Raw genomic sequence first — 26,998 nt, 5'->3', positions numbered from 1 at the left:
CCCCGCGTCACGTCGCGGGCGCCCCCCCCGCCGACCGCCCCCCCCACCCCCCCCCGCCGGGGCCGCGGGCCCACCCGGCCCCCCCGGCGGGCCCCCCCGGCCCCCCCCCCCCGCCCCGGCGCCGCCGGGTCCAGCCGGACCAGCCGGGCCAGGAAGGCACCCGCGTCGGCCACGCCGGTCACGCCGTGCCCGGACGGCGACGCCGCCACCCGGTCCGGGCCGGCGGTGCCGGGCAGCGTCACGCCCCGCCGCCCTGCGGGGCGTACGTGAGCAGGAAATCCCGCTCCTCGGGCGTGATCCGCCGGGGCACCTGGCGGGTCAGGTCGAACGGCACCAGCACCGAGCGGGCACGGCTGGCCAGCACCTCGCCGTCGTACAGCTCGTACGCGACGGTGAACCGTGAAGCCTTGATCTCCTCCACCCACAGCTCGATGCGGACGGTGGGCGCGGCCTCCGCGGTGGCCCGACCCAGCGCGTAGTCGACCGGGCGCAGGTAGTCGACCTCGTGCCGGCGGATCACCACGCCGTCGGCGAACGAGCCCACTCCCCAGGCCCGGCCGCCGGCGAACATCAACGCCACCCGCGCCTCCTCGTAGAGCGTGAGGAAGCGCGAGTTGTTGACGTGGCCGTACGCGTCCAGGTCGGACCAGCGCAGCGTGCAGTGGTAGACGAACCGGTCGGACATCAGTCGCGGGTCAGCTTGCGGTAGGTCACCCGGTGCGGCCGGGCGGCCTCCGCGCCGAGGCGGTCGATCTTGTTCTTCTCGTACGCCTCGAAGTTGCCCTCGAACCAGAACCACCTGGCCGGGTCCTGGTCGTCACCCTCCCAGGCCAGGATGTGCGTGGAGACCCGGTCCAGGAACATCCGGTCGTGGGAGATGACCACGGCGCAGCCGGGGAACTCCAGCAGGGCGTTCTCCAGGCTGGAGAGCGTCTCCACGTCGAGGTCGTTGGTCGGCTCGTCGAGCAGGATGACGTTGCCGCCGATCTTCAGGGTCAGCGCCAGGTTGAGCCGGTTGCGCTCACCGCCGGAGAGCACCTTGGTCGGCTTCTGCTGGTCCGGTCCCTTGAAGCCGAACGCGGCGATGTACGCCCGCGACGGCATCTCGACCTTGCCCACCATCAGGTAGTCCAGCCCGTCGGAGACGACCTCCCAGACGGTCTTGTCACCGTCGAGGCCCTGCCGGTTCTGGTCGACGTACGACAGCGAGACGGTGGGGCCGACCCGGACCTCGCCGCCGGTCGGCTCCTCCAGCCCGACGATGGTCTTGAACAGCGTGGTCTTGCCGACGCCGTTCGGGCCGATGATGCCGACGATGCCGTTACGGGGCAGCGAGAACGACAGGTTGTCGATCAGCAGCCGGTCGCCGAAGCCCTTGCTGAGGCCGTTCGCCTCGATCACCGTGCTGCCCAGGCGCGGGCCCGGCGGGATCTGGATCTCCTCGAAGTCCAGCTTGCGGGTCTTCTCCGCCTCGTTGGCCATCTCGTCGTACCGGTCCAGCCGGGCCTTGGACTTGGTCTGCCGGGCCTTGGCGTTGGAGCGGACCCACTCCAGCTCCTCGGTGAGGCGCTTCTTCATCTTGGCGTCGCGGCGACCCTCGACGGCCAGCCGGGCGGCCTTCTTCTCCAGGTAGGTGGAGTAGTTGCCCTCGTACCCGATGGCCCGGCCGCGGTCCAGCTCCAGGATCCAACCGGCCACCTTGTCCAGGAAGTACCGGTCGTGGGTGATCGCCATGACGGTGCCCGCGTACTTCGCCAGGTGCTGCTCCAGCCAGGAGACGCTCTCCGCGTCCAGGTGGTTGGTGGGCTCGTCGAGCAGCAGCAGGTCGGGCGCCTCCAGCAGCAGCTTGCAGAGCGCGACGCGGCGGCGCTCGCCACCGGAGAGCTGGGTCACGTCGGCGTCCGGCGGCGGGCAGCGCAGCGCGTCCATGGCCAGTTCGAGCTTGGAGTCGATGTCCCACGCGTCGGCGTGGTCCAACTCCTCCTGGAGCTTGCCCATCTCCTCCATCAGCTCGTCGGAGTAGTCCGTCGCCATCTGCTCGGCGATCTTGTTGAACCGCTCCAGCTTGGCCTTGGTCTCGGCGACCGCCTCCTCGACGTTGCCGAGGACGGTCTTGGCGTCGTTGAGCGGGGGCTCCTGGGCGAGCATGCCGACGGTGTAGCCGGGCATCAGCCGGGCCTCGCCGTTGCTCGGCTTGTCCAGCCCTGCCATGATCTTGAGGAGGCTGGACTTACCGGCGCCGTTCGGGCCGACCACACCGATCTTGGCCCCCGGCAGGAAGCTCAGCGTCACGTTGTCGAGCACGACCTTGTCGCCGTGCGCCTTGCGCGCCTTTTCCAGGACGTAGATGTACTGGGCCACGGTGCGGGCTACCTCCGTCGGTTTACTGTCGCCTGAGTCGGCGGCGCGGCGCGGGCTGGGACCTGCACCCGCCGCCGCCGGCCGGGAGCCGGCCGCGCGCACGCCATCGTCAATCCTGACAGGTACGGCGCGCTTCGCCCACATCACCCCGCCCCAGGAGTACGCCGGCGAGCCGCATTGCCGGAGTCGGTATAACTCACTACCGTCTTGAGTGTGACCAAAAAGATCGCCATCAGCATCCCGGACGACGTCGCAGAACGGCTGGCCACCGAGCCCAACGTGTCCGCCTTCGTGACGGAGAGCATCCGCCAACGAATGGTCGGTGAACGAACCCGGCGGATTCTGGAGCAGATCGGTTTCAAGATCACCGACGAGGGCCTCGAGGAGGCCGGGCGCAAGTTGGATCAGGCTCGCCAGGCAATAACTCCCGAGTTGCGCGCCAAGGCCGCCGCGCTGCTGAACGAGGCGTCGCGGGGACGGCTACAGGTTCGTGACTGACGCGGGACTCGTACTCGACACCACCGCATTGCTGGCCTACTCCGAAGGAGAGCCGGCTGTGGGCATCCAGATCGCCAAGGTTGCCTACCGCCGGGAGTCCGTGATCATTCCGGCCATGTGCCTGACAGCCGCATATCGCCGAGTGTCCAGCGACGGCTGGCCGTTGCTGGACATTGTCTCCGATCTCGAAGCTGTAGTTGTCGCGCCGGTCGATCACAACATGTGCCCCATCCTGGGCGGCTGGTCCCGCCTCCTGGGCAGCATCGATCTCGCCCAGGTTGCGATCGAAGCGGCAGCCCGAGCGGTCGTACCGATCATGACGGATCGGCGGGAACTGCTTGGTGAGGTACTGCCCAAGGAATGGCCGATCATCGATCTCTGACCGCCACGGCTGTCGACAAGATCACCTGTAGGATTCGGCCAGACCGAGGCGGGTAGGAGACTCCGGCACGGGGCACAAGACGCCGCAGCTACGCTCAGTACGCTCATCGCGGTGGACCCGTCAGCACCCGGAGGTGGCCGATCGTGACCGTCCGTAGCTCCTTTGTCGTTGTGGCGAACCGTCTGCCGGTCGACGAGGTGAGCACACCCGAGGGACGGCAGTGGCGACGCAGCCCAGGCGGGCTGGTCACCGCGCTGCATCCCGTGCTCGCCGAACACCAGGGCACCTGGGTCGGCTGGGCCGGCGGCACCGGCGCCGCCCCCGAGCCGTTTGACCTGGAGGGCATCCGGCTGCACCCGGTCCCCCTCAGCTCCGAGGAGTTGGAGCGCTACTACGAGGGCCAGTCGAACGCGACGATCTGGCCGCTCTACCACGACGCGGTGGAGACCCCGGCCTACAAGCGCCGGTGGCGCGAGGCGTACCGGCTGGTCAACGCCCGGTTCGCGGAGGCCGCGGCGGACGTGGCGGCCGAGGGCGCGACGGTCTGGGTGCAGGACTACCAGCTCCAACTGGTCCCCGCGATGCTCCGCGAACTGCGTCCGGACCTGCGGATCGGGTTCTTCCTGCACATCCCGTTCCCGCCGATCGAGCTGTTCATGCAGATGCCGTTCCGCACCGAGATCCTGCGCGGTCTGCTCGGCGCGGACCTGGTGGGCTTCCAGCAGCGGCTGGCCGCGCAGAACTTCGTACGGCTGGCCCGGCACCTCCTCGGCCTGCGCTACGAGGGGCAGATGATCCAGGTCGACGGGCGACAGGTGAAGGCGGGCGCCTTCCCCATCTCGATCGACACCCAGGAGATGGAACGGATGGCCGCCGACCCGGCGATCCAGGCGCGGGCCAAGCAGATCCGCGCCGAGCTGGGCGACCCGAAGACGATCATCCTGGGTGTGGACCGGCTGGATTACACCAAGGGCATCGAGTTGCGGCTCAAGGCGTTCCGCGAGTTGCTCGCTGACGGAAAGTTGACAGTTCCGGACGCCGTTATGGTGCAGGTGGCCACGCCGAGCCGCGAGCGCGTCGAGCACTACCAGGCACTTCGGGTCAAGGTAGAGCGCGAAGTTGGTCGCATTAATGGCGAATTCGGCCGAGTCGGCGTGCCGGCCGTGCATTACCTCCATCAGTCGTACAGTCGCAGTGAACTGGCCGCGATGTACGTTGCTGCGGACGTGATGATGGTGACCCCGCTGCGAGACGGTATGAATCTCGTCGCCAAGGAGTACGTCGCATCACGCGCCGACCAGGGCGGTGCGCTCGTGCTCAGCGAGTTCGCTGGCGCCGCAACGGAGCTGCGCCAGGCCTTCCTGTGTAACCCGCACGACCCGGACGCGGTCAAGGACGCCCTGCTCCGGGCCGTGCACGTGGAGAAAACCGAGGCACGCCGCCGGATGCGGACAATGCAACGTCACCTGCGTACCCACGACGTGGGGCACTGGGCCAAGTCTTTCCTCTCCGAACTCGGAGTTCCCGAGGCGGAGGCCGCGTGAACACGTCCGTCAACGACGGAGCGGCGATCGCCACCGGGGTGCTGGACCCCGAGCTGCGCTCTGCCATCGGCCGGATCGCCCGGGTTCCGCAGCTCCTGATCGCCTGCGACTACGACGGCACACTCGCGCCGATCGTGGAGGACCCGAGCACCGCCGTACCGCTGCCCGAATCGGTGGCGGCGATCCGCGCGCTCGCCGCGCTGCCGCAGACGAGCGTGGCCGTGGTCTCCGGCCGGGCCCTGCGGGACCTGGCCGCGCTCTCCCGGCTGCCCAGCGAGGTGCACCTCGTCGGCAGTCACGGCTCCGAGTTCGACATCGGCTTCGTCGAGCGCCTCTCCCCCGAGCTGGTCGCGGTGCGCACCCAGGTGCGCAACGCGCTGCGGGAGATCGCCGCCGAACACCCCGGCATCCGCCTGGAACGCAAGCCGGCCAGCGTCGCGGTGCACACCCGGGGCGTCGACCCGCAGGTCGCCGCCGCAGCCATCGAGGCGGTCCGCAACGGCCCGGCCACCTTCGACGGCGTCACGGTGACGCAGGGCAAGGAGGTCATCGAGCTGTCCGTGGTGGCCACCCACAAGGGCACCGCCGTCGACCAGCTCCGGACCCAGCTCTCGGCCAGCGCGGTGCTCTTCATCGGCGACGACGTCACCGACGAGAACGCCTTCGGCAACCTGCACGGGCCGGACCTCGGCATCAAGATCGGCCCCGGCGAGACCAAGGCCGGCTTCCGGGTGGCCGAGCCCATCGAGGCAGCCCGCGCGCTCGGGCTGCTGCTGGAGACCCGCCGCCACTGGCTCTTCGGCGAGCGGGCGGTGCCGATCGAGCGGCACTCCATGCTGGCCAACGGTCGTACGGTCGCGTTGCTCACGCCGGAGGCGAAGGTCAGCTGGCTCTGCCACCCCAAGCCGGACTCGGCGGCGATCTTCGCCGACCTGGTCGGTGGCAGCCCGGCCGGTCACTTCAGCGTCGCCCCGGAGCGCGGGGGCATCCCGCTGGGCCAGCGCTACCGCTCCGGCACGATGACCGTCGAGACCCGGTGGTCCGGGCTCACCGTCACCGACTGGCTGGACAAGCCGGCCCGCGAGACGACGCCGGACGGCCCGGCGGTGGTCACCGGCGACTCGACCCTGGTCCGGGTGCTCACCGGCAGCGGTCGGGTCCGGGTGGAGTTCGCCCCGCGCCCCGAGTTCGGTCAGGTCGCCGTGCAGTTGCAGCCGCTCGGCGACGGCCTGCTGGTGCTCGGCTCGAACGAACCGGTCGCCCTCTACTCCCCCGGGGTCGAGTGGCAGGTCAACAACGACGGTGGGTACGAGACCGCCAAGGCGACCGTCGACCTGTCGGCCGCCGGCGGGCAGGTCGTGCTGGAGCTGCGCTTCGGCACGCACAGCCTGGAGCACCACCGGGTGCCGATCCACGATCGGCAGGCCGCGGCCGAGCAGCCGTGGAAGGACTGGGTGGCCTCGCTGCGGCTGCCGTCCACCTCCCGCGACCTGGTGGCCCGCAGCGCGCTCACCCTGCGCGGGCTCTGCCACGAGATCACCGGCTCGATCCTGGCCGCGGCGACCACCTCCCTCCCCGAGGAGCTGGGCGGCGTCCGCAACTGGGACTACCGCTACTGCTGGTTGCGTGACGCCGCGCTGACCGCCCGCGCGCTTGTCGACCTCGGGTCGATCGAGGAGGCCGAGGCGTTCCTGCGCTGGGTCGACGGCTGCATCGAGCGCACCGGCGGCCACCCGGAGCGACTGCACCCGCTCTACACCATCGACGGCTACGAGCTGGGCGCCGAGGCGGTCATCGACACGCTGCCCGGGTACGCCGGCTCCCGGCCGGTCCGGGTCGGCAACCTCGCCAACCACCAGCTCCAGCTCGACGTGTTCGGCCCGATCGCCGACCTGATCGCGGCGGTCGCCGACGCGCGCGGCTCGGTCCGCGACGACGAGTGGCGGGTCCTGGAGAACATGGTCGAGGCGGTTCGCCGCCGGTGGCACGAGCCCGACCACGGGATCTGGGAGGCGCGGCTGCCACCCCGGCACCACGTCTTCTCCAAGGTGATGTGCTGGATGACCGTCGACCGGGCGCTGCACGTGATGCGCCAGCACGGCGGCGAGGACCGGCCGGAGTGGAAGGACCTGCGCGACCGGATCGGCGCCAACGTGCTGGAGCACGGCTGGCACGACGACGTCGAGGCGTACAGCGTCGCGTACGGGGACGAGGACATGGACGCCTCGTCGCTCTGGATCGGCCTCTCCGGCCTGCTCCCGGGTGACGACCCGCGCTTCCTGTCCACCGTCCTGAAGATCGAGGCGGACCTGCGCAGCGGCCCGGTCGTCTACCGCTACCACTGGGACGACGGCCTGCCCGGCCGTGAGGGCGGTTTCCACATCTGCACGGCGTGGCTGATCGAGGCGTACCTGCGCACCGGCCGCCGCACCGACGCCGAGGAGTTGTTCGCGCAGATGGTGCTCACCGCCGGCCCGACCGGGCTGCTCCCCGAGCAGTACGACCCGCTCGCCGAGCGCGGCCTGGGCAACCACCCGCAGGCGTACAGCCACCTCGGGCTGATCCGCTGCGCCCTGCTGCTCGACAACATGCTCAAGCAGTAGCCGACAGTCAGTTCGACGAAGGGCCGGGGCAGCGCTGCTCCGGCCCTTCGTCATTCGGCCGACGCCGGCCGGTCGAACCCCACCGGCGGGTACCGGTCACCCGAGAGCCGCCGTCAGGGCCCTCGCGTCGCCCTCTGCGCGTCCTTTGCTCTGCTTCACTCCACGCAACACAAACGCCTTCTGGGTGTTGCGTCGGTTGAAGCAGAGCAAAGGACGCGCGCGGGGACCAGCCGGTCTCCGCCGCCCGCACCGCCCGGGGTCCGCTCTGCCGCCCGCACCGCCCGGGGTCCGCTCTGCCGCCCGGGTGGACCGTGCCACCGGTCACCCGTCGAGGGCACCCACCACGTCGCCGAGCACCACGACCGCGGGCGGGCGCACCTCGGCGGTGAGCGCGTCGGCGGCCACCGCGCCGAGCGTGGACCGCAGCGTCCGTTGGGCGCCCGTGGTGCCCTCCTGAACGACCGCGGCGGGCGTCTGCGGCGACCGGCCGTGCGCGATCAGGGTCTCGGCGATGGCGGCGAGGTTCTTGAGCCCCATCAGGATCACCAGGGTGCCGCGCAGGCCCGCGAGGGCGTCCCAGCGCACCAGCGAGGCCGGCGAGTCGGGTGCCACGTGGCCGGAGACGACGGTGAACTCGTGCGCCACCCCCCGGTGGGTGACCGGGATCCCGGCCGCCGCCGGAGCGGCGATCGAGCTGGTCACTCCCGGGACGACGGTCACCGGCACGCCGGCCGCCGCGCAGGCCAGTAGCTCCTCGCCGCCACGGCCGAAGACGTACGGGTCGCCGCCCTTGAGCCGGACCACGACGGCGCCGGCCAGGGCCCGGTCGACCAGGATCCGGTTGATCTCCTCCTGGGCCCGGGACGGGCCGTAGGGGATCTTCGAGGCGTCCACCAGCTCGACGTCGGCGCGGAGTTCGTCCAGGAGTAGACCCGGCACTAGCCGGTCGGCGACCACCACGTCGGCCTCGGTGAGCAACCGCCAACCCTTCACGGTGATCAGCTCCGGGTCTCCCGGCCCCGCCCCGACCAGCGCCACCCGCCCGGCGGTCGCGCCGGTCGTCGCCTCGGCGTCGGGCCGGACCCGGGTGGGAGCAGCGTCGCGTACGGCGAGCAGGTCGCGGATGGCGTCGCGGACGGTCATCGCGCGGCGAGGATCTCCGCCGCCGAGCACCGCCACGGTGACCGGGCCGTGGCGGGTCACCGCCGGCGTCCAGGCCGTGGCGGCGGTCCGGTCGTCGGCCCGGACGCAGAAGATCCGCCGTTCGGCGGCGACGGCGCTCACCGCAGCCGCCGCCATCGGATCGTCGATCGCCACCTGGACCAGCCAGGCCCCGTCCAGGTCCTCGGGCACGAACCGGCGCGGCACCCAGTGCAGCCGACCCGCGTCCACCCGGGCCCGCAGCGCCGGGGTCAGCTCCGGGGCCACCAGCAGGACGTCCGCGCCGGCATCCAGCAGCGCCGGCACCCGCCGGGTGGCGACCGCACCGCCGCCCACCACGACCACACGTCGCCCCTCGAGCCGCAGGCCGAGCGGGTACGGGCTGGCGCTCACGCCGCACCACCGAGCCGGACCGCCCGCTCGTTGGGCACCGTCACTTCTCGGCCACCCCGGCGGAGTCGAAGGTGGCCACGTCGTGCAGCACGCGGACCGCGCCGGTGACCACCGGCAGGGCCAACAGCGCGCCGGTGCCCTCGCCGAGGCGCAGCCCCAGGTCGATCAGCGGGTCGAGGCCGAGGTGCCGCAGCGCCACCGTCGCGCCCGGCTCGGCCGAGCGGTGCCCGGCGACCATGGCCGCGACCGCGTCGGGTGCGAACGCGGCGGCGGCGAGCGCCGCCGACACCGCGATCACGCCGTCCAGCAGGACCGGCGTACGGCGGGCCGCGGCGCCCAGGATCAGCCCGGCCAGCGCGGCGTGCTCCAGGCCACCGACGGCGGCGAGCACGCCCAGCGGGTCGGCCGGATCGGGCGTGTGCCGGGCCAGCGCGGCCCGCACGACGGCCACCTTGCGGGCGTACGTCGGGTCGTCGATCCCGGTGCCCCGGCCGGTGGAGTCGAGCGGGTCGACGCCGGTGAACGCGGCGATCAGCGCGGCGGCCGGGGTGGTGTTGCCGATGCCCATGTCCCCGGTGAGCAGGATGCCCGCCCCGGCGTCGATCAGCTCGTCGGCGATCCGGATGCCGGTCCGCACCGCGGCCAGCGCCTCGTCCCGGGTGAGCGCGGCGGTCACCGTGAGGTCCCGGGTGCCCCGGCGCACGGAGGCGGTGACCAGTCGGGGCGCGGACGGGTCGGCCGGACCGGAAGCCTCGGGGACGGGCAGCGGGGTGGCCACCCCGACGTCGACCACGGTGACCGAGGCGCCGGCCTGGCGGGCGAACGCGTTGACGACCGCACCGCCGGCCAGGAAGTTGCCGATCATCTGCCCGGTGACCTCCTGCGGCCACGGGCTGACCCCCTGGGCGTGCACCCCGTGGTCGCCCGCGAAGATCGCCACGGCGGCCGGCTCGGGCAGCGGCGGTGGGCAGGCCCCGGCCAGCCCGGCGAGGCGTACCGACAGATCCTCCAGCAGGCCCAGCGAGCCCGGCGGCTTGGTCAGCCGGCCGTGCAGCTCGCGGGCGGCGGCCATCGCCGCCTCGTCGAGTGGCCGGATGGCCGAAATCGTGGTCTCCAGCATCATGCCTCCATGGTCTCGCGCAGCACCTCGATGAACGCGTCGGTGGTGTTCCGGTCGCGTACCGCCACCCGCAGCCAGTCCGGGCCGAGCCCGGGGAAGGTGTCGCCCCGGCGTACCGCCCAGCCCCGGTCGCGCAGGCCCTCTCGGACCCGGTTCGCGTCGGGCAGGTGCAGCAGGACGAACGCGCTGGCCGGGCGGCCCGCGACGCGTACGCCGGGCAGGTCGGCCAGGCGCGCGACCAGGTGGTCGCGGTCGGCGGCGAGGTCGGCGGCGATCGCGCGTTCGGCCTCGACCGCGACTCCGGTGGCGCAGGCCGCGGCGGCGGCCAGCGCGGGCGTGGAGACGGCCCAGAGCGGCTGGACGGCGGCCAGGCGGGACAGCAGCTCCGGGGCGCCGAGCAGGTAGCCGATCCGCAGGCCGGCCAGGCCCCACGTCTTGGTGAGGCTGCGCAGGACGAGCAGCCCGGGCAGATCCCGCCGCTCGGCCAGCGACTCCGGCTCGCCGGGGTGCGCGCCGCCGGTGGTGTCGGCGAACGCCTCGTCGACCACCAGCACCCGGCCGGGACGGGCGAGCGCGGCCACGGTCCGCGCGGGATGCAGCACCGAGGTGGGATTCGTCGGGTTGCCGATCATCACGAGGTCGGCGTCGTCGGGCACCAGGGACGGATCGAGCCGGAACCCGTCGGCCGGGTCCAGCAGCACCCGCTCGACCGGATGGCCGGCGGCCCGTAGCGCCGCCTCCGGCTCGGTGAACTGCGGGTGCACCACCACGGGTCGGCGGATGCCACGCAGCGCCTGGGCGATCAGCACGAAGCCCTCGGCGGCGCCGGCGGTGAGGAGTACCTCGTCCGGGTGACGCCGGTGCCGGGCGGCGACGGCGGCGCGGGCCGGCGCCGGGTCGGGGTAGCGGGCCAGGTCGGTGAGGGTGGCGGCGATCGGGTCGGCCAGCCAGGCCGGCGGTGGCGTCTGGCGGACGTTGACGGCGAGGTCGATCAGCCCGGCGCCCACCTCGGCGTCGCCGTGGTGCGCGAGGTCCGGCTCGGCCCCGGTGGGCGGGGTGATGGCAGCAGACTGATCGCGCATGTCCGCGATCCTGCCGGGAAGGTGGCCGGCGGGACAGTCGATGTCGGCGTAAGCCATGTCACCACCTCGCGGGTTTATGAGTTCTTCTCATGTACGAATCGGAAATGTCATAACTTGGCCACGTGAGCAACCGACCCCTTGCTGCCGCTGGTCGACTCGTTCCTCTTCTCCGCGCCGGCCTCATCGCCGGCATCGTGATCGCCGCCGTCGCGTACCCGGTGGTCGCCTTCACCGGGCTCGGCGCGAAGGCCACCGCGCACGCCACGGAGCAGAAGACCAGACTGCTGACCACCGCCCTGCCCGCCGAGACCTCCTACCTCTACGCCCCGGACGGCAAGACCGTGCTGACCATGTTCTACGAGGAGTACCGGCAGTACACGAAGCTGTCGGACATGTCGCCGAACATCCAGCAGGCGATCGTCGCCGCCGAGGACAACCGCTTCTACCAGCACCACGGCGTCGACCCGAAGGGCGTGGCCCGCGCCTTCGTGTCCAACGCCCGCTCCGGCGGCTCCCAGGGCGCCTCGACGCTGACCATGCAGTACGTCCGGATGGCCCTGCGGGACAGCGCGAACACCCCGAAGGAGGTCCAGGAGGCCACCCAGCAGACCAGCCTGCGCAAGGTCAAGGAGATGCGCATGGCCTTGGACCTGGAGAAGGAGCTGAGCAAGGAGCAGATCCTCGAGCGCTACCTGAACTCCGCGTACTTCGGCCACCGGGCGTACGGCATCTACGCCGCCAGCGAGATCTTCTTCTCCAAGACCCCGAAGGACCTCACCCCGGTCGAGGCGGCCACCCTCGCCGGGCTGGTCAAGTCCCCCTCCGAGTACGACCCGGCCGACACCGACCAGAAGGACGCCACCGGGCGGCGCAACTACGTGCTGGACCGGATGAGTCAGCTCGGCTACCTCTCCCCCGACTCGGCCGCCGCCGCGAAGACCGAGCCGATCCGGCTGAAGCTCACCACCCCGCCGAGCGACTGCGCCTCGCTCATCGAGAAGTACCGGAGCTGGGGCTTCGCCTGCGACTACCTGAAGAACTGGTGGAGTTCGCAGCCCGCGTTCGGGGCCAACCGGCTGGAGCGGATGGACAAGCTGCGTCGGGGCGGCTACCGCATCGTGCTCAGCCTCGACCCCAAGATCCAGGAGGCGGCGGAGAAGAACGTCGGCGCCAAGGAGGGCACCGGCAGCCCGTTCGCCAACGGGATCGTGGTCTCCGAGCCGGGGACCGGGCGCGTGAAGGCGATGGCGGTGAACCGGAACTACTCCCTGGACCTGGCCGACAACCCACCCAGCTCCAACCCGGAGGCCGGGCCGAAGGTGAAGGCGAACTATCCGAACACGGTGGCGCCGCTGCTCGGCGGCGGCGACCTGCCGGGCTACCAGGCCGGGTCGACGTTCAAGATGTTCCCGATGCTGGCCGCGCTGGATTCGGGGATGACGCTGTCCACCTCGTTCAACGCCCCGTACCGCTACAAGTCGTCGGTCTACGACGGCTGGGCGCCCTCCAACGCCAGCGGCGCGATGACCGGGCAACAGACCATGTGGTCCGGCTTCGGCAAGTCCGTCAACACGTACTTCGTGTGGCTGGAGGAGAAGGTGGGCGCGGACCGGGCGGTCCGGCTGGCCGAACAGCTCGGGCTGCGCTGGCGCACCGACGTCGACCGGGAACAGGCGTCCCCGGGCAAGGCCAAGAAGTGGGGCGCGTTCACCCTGGGCGTCTCCGACGCCACACCGCTGGAGATGGCGAACGCCTACGCCGCCGTCGCGGCCGACGGCCGCTACTGCGAGGCGATCCCGGTGCAGGCGATCATGAACCGGGACGGCACCCCGGCCACGTACGCCACTCCGGGCGGTCTGCACCGTGAGGTCGCCAAGCCGCGCTGCCGCCAGGTGGTCAGCGCCGACGCCGCCCGGGCGGCCACCGACGCCGCCCGCTGCCCGACCGGGGACAGTCCGGCACGCGGCGGCTGCGGCGGCTGGTCAACCGCCGACAGCGTGCGGGGTACGGTCGGCCGCCCGGTCGCCGGCAAGACGGGCACCACCGACAGCACCCGGTCCGCCTGGTTCGTCGGCTACACCCCGGAGCTGGCCGCGGCGAGCTTCATCTCCGACCCGGACAACCCGTTCAACGCCGTCGGTGACGGGCAGTCCCAGATCCCGATCGCGGCGGTGGCCGAGACCCTGCGCGACGGCCTCAAGGGCACGCCGACCCGCCAGTTCACGCCACCGTCGGACGCCATCGTCGGATGACGGCGCGGATCAGCGCAGATCCGCGGCCACGAACGACCACAGTTCGAGGTCGGCCCGGCCACCGCCGACGAAACCGGCGTTGCGCAGCAGCCCCTCGTAGCTGAAGCCGGCCTTCTCGGCGACCCGGCGGGACGCCAGGTTGCCGGGTGCCACCCGCAGCTCGACCCGCTGGAAGCCGTGCTCCAGGATCAGCGCGATGGCCACCGCGTCCACCGCCTCGGCGGCCAGGCCGAAGCCCCGCGCGTGGGGGGCCATCGCGTAGGAGACCTCGGTGAGCCGGGCGCCCCAGTCGGTGCGACGCGTCCAGAGGGAGCCGACCATCTGGTCGTCCTCCCGGCGGACCACCGCGTAGTGGTCGCCCTCGCCGCTGTCGCGCCGCTGCCGGGCCAGATCCGTGCACCAGGCGTGCCCGTCGATCGGGCCGGAGTCGTCGGCCAGCGGCAGCCACCGCCGGGTCAGCTTGTCGGCGAAGATCTCCCCGGCGGCCGACGCGTCCGCCGCCGTGAGCCGACGCACCTCCGTACGCGGGGTGGAGACGGTCAACGCCGGAAACCGGCGGACCGCCAACTCACCGATCACGCGGGCACCACGGGAGGCTGCGCGGGCACCGCGTCGGCTGCCGGCTCGCTGACCGCCGCCGCCACCACCCGGGCGGCGGTCGCCGGGTGTCCCGCCCAGTGCAGGGTGAGCTGCGAGGCGTGCACGTTGCGCCACACGAAACCCTCCGGCGTGCCGCCGTCCCAGCTCCAGGCCGGCCGCTGACCGGCGCGCGGGGTGAGCACCGCCCGGTGCTCCTTGTGCCCGACGACCACCGTGCCGCGCGCGGCGACCACGCTGTCGGTCTGGGCGGTCGCCTCCCGGTAGCCCACCACGAGGCCGTCGCGGCTCACACCCACCGCGTCCAGCACACCGCACATCGGCAGCCCGTCCAGCTCCCGGGCCAGCCACAGCAGGCCGGCGCCCTCGGCGACCACCGGCCGGCCGGTGCGGGCCAGCTCGGCCACCGCGATGCAGAGCCGCCGGTTGGCCGACAACTGCTCGGCGTACGACTCGGGCAACGCACCCCCGACGACCAGCGCGCGGGTGCCGACGGGCAGCGCCTCGTCGCGCAGCGGATCGACAGTGACCAGCTCGGCGCCGGCGGCCGACAGCAGCTCCGCGGTCTCCGGGTGGCTGAAGCTGCCGCCCGGCCCGCCGGCCAGCGCCACCAGCGGGCGCTGCGCCGGGACGACCAGCTCGCCGAGCGCCTCCTGCGGCGACCAGGCCGCCGCCGGCAGTGGCGGAGCGGAACGGGCCAGCCCGAGCAGCCGCTCCAGGTCGACCGTGGCGGCGACCGCCTCGCCCAGCCGGCGCACCGCACGGACCGCGTCGGTCGAGGAGTCGACCACCGGCGCCACCCCGTGCCGGCGCGACGGCAGCACGGCCGGCAGGTCCTGGCGACGCAGCGCGCCGTAGACCGGCACGCCGACGTCGTCCAGCGCCTCGCGCAGCATCGCCTCGTGCCGCGACGACGCCACCCGGTTGAGGATCACCCCGCCCAGCCACAACTGCTCGTCGTACGAGCGGAAACCGTGCACCAAAGCGGCCACCGACTGCCCCATCGCGGCCACGTCGACCACCAGCACCACCGGACTGCGCAGCGCGGTGGCCGCGGCGGCCGTGGACTCCTGCTCCGGGCGGCCACCGACGGAGTCGTACAGGCCCATGCTGCCCTGCACGACGGCGAGCGCGGCACCCCCGGCGCCGTGTGCGACAAGCGCGGCGAGCCGGTCGACGCCGACCAGCCGGGGATCGATCACCCGACCGGGCCGACCGGCGGCGAGACCGAGGTACGCGGCGTCGACATGATCCGGGCCGAGCTTGAACCCGGCGACGTCGACACCCCGCTCGGCCAGGGCGGCGAGCAGCCCGATCGCCAGCGCGTTCTTTCCGTGCCCGGAGGACGGTGCGCTGAGCACCAGGCGCGGCACGACGGTCATCATCGACTCCTCGCGGGCGGCGGCGGGTACGCGACGGACAACCGAGGAGGTCGATCCGTCGGCGTGACGATACCCGTCCGGTCCGACGGGCGAGCACCGCCAACCGGGGGTCGGCGGACGGTCCCGGCCCGGTCGCGGTGAGTGGCCCCGGTCATACGGGTAGCCTCGGTGCCGTGTACCGGTTCCTGCTGAGCCCACGCTGGTTGGGCGCCCTCGCGCTGACCCTGGTCGCCGCCGCCGTCATGGTGTGGCTGGGCAACTGGCAGCTGGACCGCTACCGGGGCCGTACCGAGATCAACGAGCGGATCGACGCGGGCGAGCGGATGGCCCCGGCGCCCCTGGCCGACGCGTTCCGCGCGCCCACCGGCGGCCCCGGGACGGCCGGCCCGGCCCCCGCGAAGGACAAGGTCTGGACCCGGATCACCGCCACCGGCCGGTACGACCCGTCGAACACCGTCCTGGTCCGTGGTCGGACGGTCGACAGCCGGGTCGGCTTCGAGGTGCTCACCCCGCTGGTGCTCCCCGACGGCAGCGCGCTGCTGGTGGACCGAGGCTGGATCCCGCCCGCGCCGGGCGGGGCGACCGCCCAGCCGTCGGTGCCCGCCCCGCCGGGCGGCGACGTGACGGTCAGCGGCCGGGTGCACGAGACCGAGAGCGGCGCCGGCACGGTGGACCGCCGCGACGGCCGGCTGGAGACGCGGCGGATCGCCGTACCGCGCCTGGCCCGCGAGCTGCCCTACCCGGTCTACGGCGGCTACCTGCTGCTGGACGACCAGACCCCGGCCGCCGACGGGGCGTTCAAGGCCGTGCCGGTCGGGCACACCAACAACTGGCAGAACTTCGGTTACGTCGTGCAGTGGTGGCTCTTCGCCGCGATGGCGCTCTTCGGCTACGGCTGGGTGGCCCGACGCGAGGCACGCCGGGCCGCCGGGCTCGACAGCGCGAGCGCCCCGCTGGACCGGGCGGCCGAGCCGACGCCGAGCGCGTCCGCCTGAGCGGGTGGCCGGCCCGGCGCGAGACGAGGGCCGGTGTGGCCCGTCAACCGCTCAGCCGACCGGCGTGGATGGCGCGGACCGCGTCGATGGTGTCCGCCTCGGCGGCGGACTTGTCGTCGCGGTAGCGCACCACGCGAGCGAACCGCAGGGCCATCCCACCCGGATAGCGGGTGCTCGTCTGCACCCCGTCGAAAGCGATCTCCACCACCTGCTCCGGGCGGACCCGGACCACCCAGTCGCCGCGCTCCACCGCGAGGTCGAGGAACCGCTCGGTCTGCCAGCGCAGCAGCTCGTCGGTGAGCCCCTTGAACGTCTTGCCGAGCATCACGAAGTCGCCCGTACGCGGGTCACGGGCGCCCAGATGCAGGTTGGACAGCCAGCCCTTGCGCCGGCCGCTGCCCCACTCGACGGCGAGCACCACCAGGTCGAGGGTGTGCCGTGGCTTGACCTTGACCCAGGCGGCGCCGCGCCGGCCGGCGTCGTAGGGGGCGTCCGGTGCCTTGACCACCACGCCCTCCTGGCCGGCGTCGAGCGCGGCGGCGAACGCCGCGCCGGCCTGCTCCGGGCCGTCGACCTCCATGCGCCCCACCAGCAGCGACGCGTCCACCGCGCCGGCGAGCGCGGCCCACCGCTCCCGGCCGGGCAGGTCGATCAGATCCTGGCCGTCGAGGTGCAGCAGGTCGAAGAAGTACGGAGTGAGCACCGTCGCGCCGGTGCTGGCGGCGGCCGCGAGCACCGCCGGGGCGACCGGAGTCCGCCCGGTGGTGCTCGGTGTGGTGCGCCGGGCGGCCCGGCTGGAGGTCTGCTGGAACGGCAGCGGACGGCCCGTCTCGTCCAGGCCGATCGCCTCGCCGTCGAGCACCAGCTCCCGGCCCGGCAGGGCGCGAACCGCCGCGACCACCTCGGGCACCCGGTTGGTGATCTCGTCGAGGCTGCGGGTGAACACGGCGATGTCGGCGCCGGAGCGGTGCACCTGGATGCGGATGCCGTCGAGCTTCACGTCGACCACCGCCGGCGTGCCGGTCGCGGCCAGCGCCTCGTCGACCGAGGGAGCGCTCTGCGCGAGCATCGGCGCCAACGGCCGGCCGACCCGCAGGCCGAACCCGGCCAGCTCGGCCTCGCCGCCGGCCAGCGCGGCCACCGCCACGGCACGCAGGTCACCGGCGAGCAGCAGGGCCCGGCGGACGGTCGCCACCGGCACCTCGGCGGCCCGGGCCACGGCGTCGGCGAGCAGCCCGGCCTGGGCGCCCTGGCGCAGCTCACCCCCGAACAGGCCGGTGAGCAGCCGTTGCTCGTCGGCGGTGGCCGCCGCGTAGAGGCCGCCGAGCAGAGCCCGGCGACGGGCCTGCGACCCGGCGCCCTGCACGGCGGCGATCTGCTCGATGGCCGCGTCGACGGCGGCCACGGTCAGCGTCGGCTCGGTGGCCGGTGGCGGCAGGTCACGCAGACTCGCGTAGCCCACGCCGGTCTGCCGCTGGCGCAGCTCACCGGCGAGATAGCCGGCGCCGGGCTCCACCTCGGCCGGGTCGAGCCGGCGCAGCGCGTCGGCGAGCAGCTCCACCTTGGCCCGCCGGCCGCTGGTGGCGCCCACGGCGGCGGAGGTGGCCGCCAGGTCGATGAACCGCACGAAGCCCATCCTGCCAGCCACCTCCGACACCGCCCGGGCATTGCCGTGCCCGGGCGGTGTCGGCGCGGTGCCGCAGCCCACGAGGGGGCGGCGGGAATCAGGCGGAGACGGGCTCCTCGATGCGCAACCCTCGGGCGCGGACCTCGCCGGCGACCCGGGAGAGCACCGAGTCGAGGGCGACCAGGGCGGCGGACAGCTCACCGAGCTGGTCGTTGAGCGTGTCCTCGGACCACGCGGAGACGTCGACGTCCCCCAGTGCGCTGACGGCGGCCCCCAACCGGGCCATCACCTCGTTCGTACTCATGTTCGAAAGGCTATAACAGCCCGCCCGGCGACACGCCGCAAACTCCCAGATCAGACGCAAAGTTGTCGTTCCGACACCTAACTGCTTGCCGCGGCCACCTTGCCCAGCAGCAGCGCCTCGGCGAGGCACACCCGGGCGAACTCGCCGAGGTGCAGGCTCTCGTTCGGGCCGTGGGCGCGGGCGTGCGGGTCCTCCACACCGGTCACCAGGATCGCCGCAGCCGGGAACATCTCCTGGAAGGTGGCGATGAACGGGATCGAGCCGCCGACACCGATGTCGACCGGGTCGGTGCCGTCCCAGGCGGCCCGGAACGCCGAGCGGGCGGCGTCGAACATCGGCCCGGACGCGTCGATCACGCACGGATCGCCGTCGTGCTCGAAGGTGACCGTCACCTGGGCGCCCCACGGCGCGTGCTTCTCCAGGTGGGCGCGCACCGCCGCGTACGCCCGCTTCGGGTCGTCGCCCGGGGCGAGACGGATGCTGAGCTTCGCTTTCGCGGCCGGGACCAGGGCGTTCGGGGCCTCGCCGGTGCTCGGCGCATCGATGCCGAGCACCGCCAGCGCCGGCTTGGTCCAGAGCCGGTCGGTGAGCCGCCCGGTGCCGATGAACTGCACGCCCTCGGCCAGCCCGGCCTCGGCGCGCATCCGGTCCTCGGGATAGTCGACGCTGGCGCCCACCCGGCCTACCAGCCCGTCCACCGCCACGTCACCGGCGTCGTCGTGCAGCGTCGCCAGCAGCCGGACCAGCGCGGTCAGCGCGTCCGGCACGGCGCCGCCGAACATGCCGCTGTGCACGGCGTGGTCCAGCGTGCGTACCTCGACGAAGCAGTTGACGATGCCGCGCAGCGAGGTGGTCAGCGCCGGTACGCCGATGTCCCAGTTGCCGGAGTCGGCGATCACGATGACATCCGAGGCGATCTCGTCGCGGTGTTCGGCGAGCAGCCGCTCCAGCGAGTCGGAGCCGTACTCCTCCTCGCCCTCGATGAACAGCACCACACCGACCGGCAGCGCGTCCCCGTACGCCCGCAGCGCCGCGACGTGCGCCATGATGCCGGCCTTGTCGTCGGCCGCGCCCCGGGCGTACAGGCGCCCGTCGCGCTCGACCGGCTCGAACGGGTCGGACTCCCACAGCGACCGGTCACCGACCGGCTGCACGTCGTGGTGGGCGTAGAGCAGCACGGTGGGCGCACCGGGTGGGGCGGCCCGACGGCCGATCACCGCGGGCTGCCCGCCGGAGCGCACGATGTCGACGTCCAGGCCGCAGCCGCGCAGCAGTTCGGCGACCGCCTCGGCGGAACGCTCCACGTGTGAGTGGTCGAAGCCTTCGAAGGCGATGCCGGGGATGCGGACGAGGCGTTCCAGGTCGGCGCGTACGCCGGGCATCTCCCGCTCGACGGCGGCCCGCACCTCGGACTCGGACATGATCGGTGAGGTCATGACCGGAATCGTATGCCGGCCTTACCCAGGCGTGTTGGCCGAGCCCGTACCGTCACCGCCGCCCGCCGGGTCGGAACCCGCCCGCGCGCCCGGGGCGGCCCGGCCGGCGCGGTGCGCGCGGCCGGCGGCCTCGGTGGCGGCGTCCATCCAGGAGCGGGCCCGACCGGCCGTGCCGCCCACCCACCCGCCGACGTCGCTGGCGCCGTCGCCGAGGCGGCGCAGCAACCCGACCAGCGGGTCGGTGGAGCGGCTGAACTCCTCCCGGTACGACTCGGCAGCGGCCTTGATCTCCTCCGAGACGCTTGTCGAGGCGTCGTCGTCGCGGCGCGGATAGTCCCCGGACAGCACCCGCCCGTACGCCCCGGAGTCGATCCACTGCCGCAACTGCGCGGCCCTCGCCACCGGCGCCGGGTGCGTGCTCCACGCCGTCATCCGGATCTTGTGCAGGCTGTCGCGCAGGTCGCCGCCGCCGGCGTACTCGGCGGCCTGCTCCAGGAAGGCGGTCGTGTCGATCTGCGACAGGTCGCCGCCGCCCGCGAGCTTCATCAGCAGCCGCAGCGCGGCGGCCGGGTCCTGCCCGGCGAGCAGGCCGGCCCGGTCGGCGGACAGCTCCGCCTTGCGCCACCACTCCAGCATCGCCGCGATGATCGCCCGCAGCGCGAACGCGCCCACCGGCAACCAGCTCAGGTTGGCCGCCCACCGGGTGAGGATCATGAGCATGGTCTTGTAGACCGCGTGCCCGCTGCCCACGTGCCCCAACTCGTGGCCGAGCAGGCAGCGCAGCTCGTCCTCGTCGAGCTGCTGCACGCACGCGGAGTTCAGCACGATGAACGGCCGGTCCAGACCCACCGCCTCGGCGCCCAGCCAGGGCGACTGCGTCACGTACAGCTCGGGCAGCTCGGCCACGTCGAGCGCCGCCGCGGCCTCGGTGTAGCGCTGCCACACCGCCGGATACTGCCGGTGATCGACGCGGATGCCGGACGCCAGCACCGACAGCCGGAAACCCCGCTCGTTCCACATGCCGAAGAACGCCCGCACCACGTCGTCGAAACCACGCAGCTCACGCAGCGCGACCAGGGCGCCCCGGTCGGCCGGATGCTCCCAGGCCCGCGAGCTGATGCCGGTGAGGGTGATCCGGCGCCGCGCCGGCGCGTCCGCTGCCGTCATGATGGGGCCCCCGTTTCGCCGTGACTCCTCGCATCGTGCCGCAGCGGGTGGCCGGCGTCCATGCCCGGTCAGCGGATCCGCACGTAGTACCGGGATGCGTCCAGCGGCAGCGTCGGCGCACCGTGGACCACCAGGTCGGCGCGCGCCGCGGTGTCGTCGGCGGCGAAGTGCGCCCGCTCCCCGGTATGCCAGCGGCGCAGCTCGGGCAGGATCTCCGGCCCGTCCCGCTCGACCGCACGGGCCAGCCGCAGCGGCGCGGGCGCGGTGACGAAGACGGCGAGGGTCAGCTCCGGCCGGACGACGGCACGGGCCGCGCTGACCCCCTCCACGATCAGCACCGGCGTCACCGGCACCGGCACCGGGCGGGGTAGGAAGCACCGCCGCACCCAGCTGTAGCGCCGGTACGCGCCCGGGTCTTCCTGGCGCAGCGGGGTCAGCACCTCGGTGTCGAGACGAGGCCAGAAGGTGAGCTGGTCGTCCCAGCCGTCGAGCAGGTCGTCGGTGTGCACCACCGGCGGGCGCCCGCCGGGCAGCGCCGCCAGGGCGTCCGCGAGGTACGCGGCGAACCGGCTCTTGCCCGCGCCGCTCGGCCCGTCCACCGCGACCAGCCGGGTCCGCCCCAACCGCGCCGGGCCCGCGAGCACCCGACGGGCCAACTCGGCGTACGCCTCGACGACCACCACCGTCGGCACCGGCGCGGCGGATCGCTCGGTCGACCCGCCGACGTCCACGCCCTCGTCTACGCCCTGGTTCCCGCCCTGAGCCCTGCCCTCAGCCCCGTCCACGCCCGCGGCCCCGCCCTCGTTCCCGCCCTGAGCCCCGCCCTCATCCCGTGCCGGCCCCGTGCGGTCGGGGCCGCGCCGCTGCGGGCCCCTGTGGGCAAGCCCTCTGGTGACGAGTCCGTGCACGACCGAAGTATGCCCCGCTCACACCCCGGCAACGGGGGTTCACCGCCCAGATCAACTCGGCCTCATTGATGTCGGGGTATCCCGTCGGCCAGCACACCCCGACATCACGGAAGCCGAGTCGATCACGCCGGTTTCGGTGGGGTGACACGTCCGGCTGACGCCCCGGGCCGGTCATTCTCACGACCGGGGGATTTGGGGCGGGCGACGGGTGACGGGCGGCCCGTTCGCCGCGCGGGTTGGCACCCGAGTCGGCATGATCGGGTGGTGCTCCGAGACGTGATGAGCCCCGGCATTGACGCCCTCCTCGAACAGGCCCGCGCCGGGCTGCACCGATTGACTCCACAGCAGACCGTCGAGGCGGTCCGCGGTGGCGCTCTGCTGGTCGACACCCGTACCGACGCACAGCGCCGCGAACAGGGCGACCTGCCCGGCGCCGTCGTCATCGACCGCACGGTGCTGGAGTGGCGGCTCGATCCGGCCAGCGCCTGGCGCATCCCGGAGGCCACCGCCTACGACCGGGAGATCGTGGTGGTGTGCCGCCAGGGCTACAGCTCCAGCCTGGCCGCCGCCAGCCTCCAGACCCTCGGCCTGCGCCGGGCCACCGACATGATCGGCGGCGTCGACGCGTGGCTGGCCGCCGGCCTGCCCACCACGGACCGCCCCGCCGACATCCGGCCCTGAACCGCCCTGCTCAGAGCTGCGGGGCGCCGGGTGGGATGAAGGGAAGACCGGGGGGTGCGCCGCTCTCGATGAGGCGCCAGAGGGCGTCGGTGTCCAGGTGCTCCTCGACGAGGTCGCCGAGCAGGTCGAGCGAGCCTTCCCGGGCTGCCGCGAAGCTGGTGCCCGGCGCGACCCGGAACCCGGTACGACCCGCCAGCCGGGCGGCCTCGGTGAGGAACCAGCGGCGGAACCCGTCGGACTCGAACGCCCCGTGCCAGTGCGTACCGTGCACCGCGCCGAGCACCGCGCCCTCACCGTCGCCGTCGGCCCCGGTCAGCAACGGGGTCAGGGCGGGGTCGGTCTGTGAGACGTACCCGTGGTGGATCTCGTAGCCGCGGACCGCCACGTCGCCGGGGCCGGTGCCGACCGACTGCCGGACGGTCTTGCGTGGATCGAAGGTGATCTCGATGGGCAGCAGGCCGAGCCCGGGCACGCTGCCCTGCCGGCTCTCGACCGGGTCGTGGATGGCGCGGCCGAGCATCTGGAAGCCGCCACAGAGGCCGAGCAGCGGCTTGCCGGCCGCCACGTGTCTGGTCACCGCGTCGGCGAGGCCGGTCTCGCGTAGCCAGGTGAGGTCCGCGACTGTCGACTTCGAGCCGGGCAGGACGATCAGGTCGGCGGCGGCCAGTTCGGCCGGCTCGACGGTGAGGCGTACGCGCACGCCCGGCTCGGTGGCGAGCGCTTCCACGTCGGTGGCGTTGCTGATCCGGGGTAGCCGGACGACTGCCACGTCCAGCCAGTCGGTGCCATGCGGTGCGGCGGGGCGGCCGAGCACCCGGCCGTAGGCGAGCGAGTCCTCCGCGTCCAGCCAGAGGTCGAGCGACCAGGGCAGCACCCCGTACGTGGGACGGCCGGTCACCTGACGCAGCATGTCCAGCCCGGGCTGGAGCAGGCCGAGGTCGCCGCGGAACTTGTTGATCACGAAGCCGGCGATGAGCGCCTGGTCCGCCGGGTCGAGCAGGGCCACCGTGCCGAACATCGAGGCGAAGACGCCGCCCCGGTCGATGTCGCCGACCACGATGGCGGGCAGGTTGGCGTGCCGCGCGAGCCCCATGTTCACGTAGTCCCCGGCCCGCAGGTTGATCTCCGCCGGGCTCCCGGCGCCCTCACAGATCACCACGTCGTACGCGGCCCGCAGCTCGGCCAGCGCCGCGTACGCGGTCTCGGCGAGCCGGGGCCGCACCTGTCGGAAGGTGCCGGCGGTGATCGTGTCGACCGCCGTACCGAGGAGAACCACCTGGCTGGCCAGGTCGCTGCCGGGCTTGAGCAGCACCGGGTTGAAGCGCAGGTCCGGGGCGAGCCCGCAGGCGGCGGCCTGCATGGCCTGCGCGCGGCCGATCTCGCCGCCACGCCCGTCCGGCCCGACCACGACGGCCGAGTTGTTCGACATGTTCTGCGCCTTGAACGGCGCCACCTTCACGCCCTGCCGGTGCAGCCATCGGCAGATGCCGGCGGTGAGCACGCTCTTGCCGGCGTCCGAGGTGGTGCCGGCGACCAGCAGCCCGCCGCTCACCGCCCGCTCACCCGCCGCGCCGCACCGCGGAACAGGCCCCGCTCCGACGCGACCCCGCCGGACAGCAGGCGACCGTTCCGCCCAGCCATCCGCAAGCCGCTCCCGGCCCCGCCGGACAGCAGGCCGCCCTCGGCCCCGCCGGACCGCAGGCCGTTCCCGGGCCCGGCCGCGACGGCCCGCAGACTCCGACGAGCGACGGCGCCAGCCAGGCGGCCGACGGTCACCGGGTACGCGGCCGCCAGCCCGAGTGCGGCCAGGCCGACAGCGCCGGAGATGCGGGCTGCTCGCTTGAGGTGTCGTGCCTCGGGACGGGGGCCGTCGCCCAGGAACGGGCGGACCTCGGAGCGCCCGAAGTACCTGTTGCGGCCACCGAGGCGGACGCCGAGCGCGCCGGCCATCGCCGCTTCGCACTGGCCGGCGTTGGGGCTCGGGTGATCGTTGCGGTCCCGTCGCCACACCCGCCAGGCCTGCTCCCGGTCGCCGTTCGCGACCGGCGCGACGGCGATGGTGAGGAGCCCGGTCAGCCGGGACGGCACCAGGTTGAGCAGGTCGTCCAGCCGGGCGGCCGGGGTGCCGAACCGCGCGTAACGCTCCGATCGGTGCCCGACCATGGCGTCGAGGGTGTTGGCGGCGCGGTAGCCCAGCAGCCCGGGCAGGCCGGCGACCGCTCCCCAGACCAGCGGGGCGACCACCGCGTCGGAGGTGTTCTCCGCGACCGACTCGACGGTGGCCCGAGCCAACTCCGACTCGTCAAGGGTCGAGGGGTCCCGGCCGCAGAGGTTGCCGAGGCGCCGTCGGGCGGCGGGCAGGTCACCGTCACGAAGCGTTCGGCCCATGACGGCGGCCTCGTGTCGGAGAGTACGGCCGCCCAGCACGGTCCAGGTGCCGGCGGCGACGAGCACCGCACGGCTCACCGGCCGGTGCCGGGTGGCCGCCGCAGCGACCGCCCCGAGCACCACGGGCCCACCGACGGCCAGCGCCGTGAACACCGCGCCGGCCGTCCGGTCCGGCCGGTGCAGGCGACTCTCCAGAGCGCCCGCCACCTGGCCGAACCCGGCGACCGGATGCCACCGGCGAGGGTCGCCGAACAGCCTGTCCAGCGCGTAACCGGCCACCAGGCCCACCGCGTTCGCCACCGGCGCTGTCCGTCGCACGCGTACCACCCCCCGGCCGGCCAGCCTAGACGAGCACCGCGTGCGCCAGCCGCGGCCGCCGTGCTCCATCGAACCCCACCTCCGTCACGCGGGGTGACGACGCCGGTCGCGTCGCCACCCCGCCCCCGTCGTGCCGCCGGCGCGCACCGTCGTCGACACCGACCTCAGGCGACCGGGCCGAGCTGTCACACCGACTCCGGCTCGATGCGAACCGTCACGCCGGCTGCGGAACCCGCCCCCGGCCCCGCCGGCCCCGACCGGACGGCGGAACCTCCGGCCGGCCCTCCTCGGGCACCGGCCCCAACTCGTCGTCGGGGTCGCCCTCCAGGTCGGAGTCGTCCGCGCTCACCGCGAGGGCCAGCTCGTCGTCGAGGGCCGCGGGCCCATCGCCGCCGCCGGAGAAGCCGTCGTCGAGAGAGTCACCGCCCTCGAGGGAGACGTCGTCGAGCGGGCCGTGGCCCAGCGGACTGGTACGCAGCGAGCCGTACTCAGGCAACTCGAAGTCGTCGTCGAGCGGGCGGTCGTCGCGCAGCACCGGCGCCTGCTCGTCGGGCACCGGTTCGGTCGGCTCGCCGTGCACGCGGCTCTCGATGGCCGCGTCCTCGACCGTGCTGGTGGTCATGGTCGGCCGGTTGCGCAGGAAGCGGGCCCGCCCCCGGGACAGGTCGTGGCCGACGGCGACCGCCTCCAGCTCGTAGAGGGTGCGGTGGTTGCCCGCGTCGTCGGTCCAGTCGCGGGTGTAGAGCCGGCCGCAGACCACCACCGGGTCGCCGACCATCACCGAGGCGGCCACGCCCTCGGCGAGCTTGCGCCAGCAGTTGACGCGGACGCGCAGCGAGTTGCCGTCGACCCACCGACCGCTGTCGCGGTCGAGCCGGCGGGCGGTGGAGGCGACCTTGAAGTTGGCCACCAGGGTGTTGCTCTGGGTCGTACGCCGCCACTCGGGCGCGGTCAGAATGTTGCCGACAATCGTGACGTACGTATCGAACATCGTCCCTCCAGGGATCCGGGGTCTGCCAGCGAGTCGACTCGGCACCGAGCCTGTGCGCTCTCGTCGGCTACCGCCAGCACCACCACCCCGACCTGTGGATGACGGGGCCACCTGTGGACAACGCCCTGATCACACCCCCGATGTGGTACGGCCGACCCACCTGTCCGGGCGCCGACGGTTCCGGAGCCGCCCGAACTGGGTATGGATTTGATCAACGCACCACCGACAAACTCCACGTCGACGAGAGGTCAGCGCCATGACGATCACTACTTTCGGCTCCGCAAGCGTTTCCGAGGTGCAGCGATGAGCGCCGTGGCGAACCCGGCGACCGTGGGCGAGTGCCTGCGCGTGGGTGCGGGGTTCTCCCAGGGCGACCGCAACTGGATCGCCGAGCAGTTCGCCACCCTCGACGCCCGGCTGGCCGGCTTCCACGCCGACGCCACCGAGCTCGAGGTGTCGGTGAAGGACCGGGAGGCCCGGGGCCAGAAGGTCACCCTGGAATGCTGGATCGCCGGCCGGCAGAAGATCGTCACCACCTCCGCCGAGGAGGACCTGCACGCCGCCCTCAACGACGTCCGTGACGACCTGCGCCGGCGGCTCAACGACGCCAAGACCCGGCAGGAGCCCCGGCACAACAAGCACCTGCGGGACATCCCGCAGCCGCAGGGCGAGGTCGACCCGACCGACGAGTCGGACGCGCTGCCCGCCGCCGACCCGAGCCGCGCCGACGCCGAGACGGCCTGACGCGTACCCCTGTCATGCCCCGGCCGGCAGGCACGACCGGTCGGGGCAGGCAGCGTGGGGCTAC

General features: G+C 73.3%; 23 protein-coding genes. 8 read left to right on the top strand and 15 right to left on the bottom strand.

Annotated elements, in window-relative coordinates; all coding sequences use genetic code 11:
* Nucleotides 1-238: 238 nt before the first annotated feature.
* Together ABZU46_RS17470 and ettA are read right to left on the bottom strand one after the other, a co-directional pair.
* On the bottom strand, nt 239-685 hold the full coding sequence (locus ABZU46_RS17470) for a thioesterase family protein (protein ID WP_354858814.1): 447 nt from the start codon (nt 683-685) through the stop codon (nt 239-241).
* On the bottom strand, nt 685-2,361 hold the full coding sequence (gene ettA, locus ABZU46_RS17465) for an energy-dependent translational throttle protein EttA (RefSeq protein WP_354858812.1): 1,677 nt from the start codon (nt 2,359-2,361) through the stop codon (nt 685-687). The genes ABZU46_RS17470 and ettA overlap by 1 nt, the downstream gene beginning before the upstream one ends.
* 213 nt (nt 2,362-2,574) lie before the next feature.
* Here ettA and ABZU46_RS17460 point away from each other — a divergent pair, with 213 nt between their 5' ends.
* The 4 genes from ABZU46_RS17460 (at nt 2,575) to otsB (ending at nt 7,388) form a co-directional block, all read left to right on the top strand.
* Entirely contained in the window at nt 2,575-2,859 is a 285-nt protein-coding gene (locus tag ABZU46_RS17460; RefSeq protein ID WP_354858810.1) for a hypothetical protein, read from the top strand.
* A gap of 58 nt (nt 2,860-2,917) precedes the next feature.
* A complete protein-coding gene (locus tag ABZU46_RS17455) occupies nt 2,918-3,241 on the top strand; it encodes a hypothetical protein (protein WP_354858808.1) in 324 nt (107 codons plus the stop codon).
* 143 nt (nt 3,242-3,384) lie between these two features.
* Complete coding sequence (locus ABZU46_RS17450) at nt 3,385-4,785, top strand: trehalose-6-phosphate synthase (RefSeq protein WP_354858806.1); 1,401 nt, start codon at nt 3,385-3,387, stop codon at nt 4,783-4,785.
* Nucleotides 4,782-7,388: a trehalose-phosphatase gene (gene otsB, locus ABZU46_RS17445; RefSeq protein ID WP_354858804.1), complete on the top strand. Its 2,607-nt coding sequence runs from the start codon at nt 4,782-4,784 to the stop codon at nt 7,386-7,388. The genes ABZU46_RS17450 and otsB overlap by 4 nt, the downstream gene beginning before the upstream one ends.
* Nucleotides 7,389-7,709: 321 nt before the next feature.
* Here the strand turns inward: otsB and cobA are convergent, their stop codons facing one another.
* The 3 genes from cobA to cobC are packed head-to-tail and all read right to left on the bottom strand — an operon-like array spanning nt 7,710 to nt 11,144.
* Complete coding sequence (gene cobA, locus ABZU46_RS17440; protein WP_354858801.1) at nt 7,710-8,942, bottom strand: uroporphyrinogen-III C-methyltransferase; 1,233 nt, start codon at nt 8,940-8,942, stop codon at nt 7,710-7,712.
* A gap of 40 nt (nt 8,943-8,982) precedes the next feature.
* A complete protein-coding gene (gene cobT / locus ABZU46_RS17435) occupies nt 8,983-10,062 on the bottom strand; it encodes a nicotinate-nucleotide--dimethylbenzimidazole phosphoribosyltransferase (protein WP_354858833.1) in 1,080 nt (359 codons plus the stop codon).
* Nucleotides 10,062-11,144, bottom strand: coding sequence for an Rv2231c family pyridoxal phosphate-dependent protein CobC (gene cobC / locus ABZU46_RS17430; RefSeq protein WP_354858830.1), 1,083 nt, complete (start codon nt 11,142-11,144; stop codon nt 10,062-10,064). The genes cobT and cobC overlap by 1 nt, the downstream gene beginning before the upstream one ends.
* Nucleotides 11,145-11,266: 122 nt before the next feature.
* Between cobC and ABZU46_RS17425 the strand changes: the two genes are divergently transcribed.
* Nucleotides 11,267-13,396, top strand: coding sequence for a transglycosylase domain-containing protein (locus ABZU46_RS17425; protein ID WP_354858798.1), 2,130 nt, complete (start codon nt 11,267-11,269; stop codon nt 13,394-13,396).
* A 9-nt stretch (nt 13,397-13,405) separates the two neighbouring features.
* Here ABZU46_RS17425 and ABZU46_RS17420 read toward each other — a convergent pair whose 3' ends face one another.
* Nucleotides 13,406-13,975: a GNAT family protein gene (locus ABZU46_RS17420; protein ID WP_354858796.1), complete on the bottom strand. Its 570-nt coding sequence runs from the start codon at nt 13,973-13,975 to the stop codon at nt 13,406-13,408.
* Nucleotides 13,972-15,375 carry a cobyrinate a,c-diamide synthase gene (locus ABZU46_RS17415; protein WP_354858793.1) on the bottom strand — a complete coding sequence of 468 codons (1,404 nt, stop codon included), beginning with the start codon at nt 15,373-15,375 and terminating at the stop codon, nt 13,972-13,974. Before ABZU46_RS17415 ends, ABZU46_RS17420 begins: the two co-directional genes overlap by 4 nt.
* Before the next feature lie 173 nt (nt 15,376-15,548).
* Between ABZU46_RS17415 and ABZU46_RS17410 the strand changes: the two genes are divergently transcribed.
* Nucleotides 15,549-16,370 (top strand): SURF1 family protein, encoded by an 822-nt coding sequence (locus tag ABZU46_RS17410; protein WP_354858791.1) that lies wholly within the window; start codon nt 15,549-15,551, stop codon nt 16,368-16,370.
* A gap of 43 nt (nt 16,371-16,413) precedes the next feature.
* On the opposite strand, the gene ABZU46_RS17405 is transcribed toward ABZU46_RS17410, so the two are convergent.
* From ABZU46_RS17405 to ABZU46_RS17385, 5 genes are all read right to left on the bottom strand, one after another.
* Entirely contained in the window at nt 16,414-18,006 is a 1,593-nt protein-coding gene (locus tag ABZU46_RS17405) for an ATP-dependent DNA ligase (protein WP_354858828.1), read from the bottom strand.
* Between the two features lie 88 nt (nt 18,007-18,094).
* Complete coding sequence (locus tag ABZU46_RS17400; protein WP_007464240.1) at nt 18,095-18,301, bottom strand: hypothetical protein; 207 nt, start codon at nt 18,299-18,301, stop codon at nt 18,095-18,097.
* 77 nt (nt 18,302-18,378) lie between these two features.
* Entirely contained in the window at nt 18,379-19,722 is a 1,344-nt protein-coding gene (locus tag ABZU46_RS17395; RefSeq protein ID WP_354858825.1) for a dipeptidase, read from the bottom strand.
* A gap of 36 nt (nt 19,723-19,758) precedes the next feature.
* Nucleotides 19,759-20,904, bottom strand: a complete 1,146-nt coding sequence (locus ABZU46_RS17390; protein WP_354858790.1) for a M48 family metallopeptidase — start codon at nt 20,902-20,904, stop codon at nt 19,759-19,761.
* 68 nt (nt 20,905-20,972) lie between these two features.
* On the bottom strand, nt 20,973-21,635 hold the full coding sequence (locus tag ABZU46_RS17385; protein ID WP_354858823.1) for a hypothetical protein: 663 nt from the start codon (nt 21,633-21,635) through the stop codon (nt 20,973-20,975).
* Nucleotides 21,636-22,091: 456 nt separating this feature from the next.
* Here ABZU46_RS17385 and ABZU46_RS17380 point away from each other — a divergent pair, with 456 nt between their 5' ends.
* A complete protein-coding gene (locus tag ABZU46_RS17380; protein ID WP_354858820.1) occupies nt 22,092-22,493 on the top strand; it encodes a rhodanese-like domain-containing protein in 402 nt (133 codons plus the stop codon).
* Nucleotides 22,494-22,503: 10 nt separating this feature from the next.
* On the opposite strand, the gene ABZU46_RS17375 is transcribed toward ABZU46_RS17380, so the two are convergent.
* The 3 genes from ABZU46_RS17375 to ABZU46_RS17365 all read right to left on the bottom strand — a co-directional run bounded on the left by ABZU46_RS17375 (nt 22,504) and on the right by ABZU46_RS17365 (nt 26,190).
* On the bottom strand, nt 22,504-24,045 hold the full coding sequence (locus ABZU46_RS17375; protein ID WP_354858787.1) for a cobyric acid synthase: 1,542 nt from the start codon (nt 24,043-24,045) through the stop codon (nt 22,504-22,506).
* Nucleotides 24,042-25,268, bottom strand: coding sequence for a cobalamin biosynthesis protein (locus ABZU46_RS17370; protein ID WP_354858784.1), 1,227 nt, complete (start codon nt 25,266-25,268; stop codon nt 24,042-24,044). The genes ABZU46_RS17375 and ABZU46_RS17370 overlap by 4 nt, the downstream gene beginning before the upstream one ends.
* A gap of 145 nt (nt 25,269-25,413) precedes the next feature.
* Entirely contained in the window at nt 25,414-26,190 is a 777-nt protein-coding gene (locus ABZU46_RS17365; RefSeq protein ID WP_354858781.1) for a single-stranded DNA-binding protein, read from the bottom strand.
* Nucleotides 26,191-26,493: 303 nt separating this feature from the next.
* Between ABZU46_RS17365 and ABZU46_RS17360 the strand changes: the two genes are divergently transcribed.
* Nucleotides 26,494-26,934, top strand: coding sequence for an HPF/RaiA family ribosome-associated protein (locus ABZU46_RS17360; RefSeq protein ID WP_354858779.1), 441 nt, complete (start codon nt 26,494-26,496; stop codon nt 26,932-26,934).
* Nucleotides 26,935-26,998 lie beyond the last annotated feature (64 nt).

The organism is Micromonospora sp. NPDC005197, from assembly GCF_040608295.1.
GTDB lineage: Bacteria > Actinomycetota > Actinomycetes > Mycobacteriales > Micromonosporaceae > Micromonospora.
The sequence above is the reverse complement of the archived record's forward strand: the minus strand, read 5'-3'. Positions and strand labels throughout refer to the sequence as shown.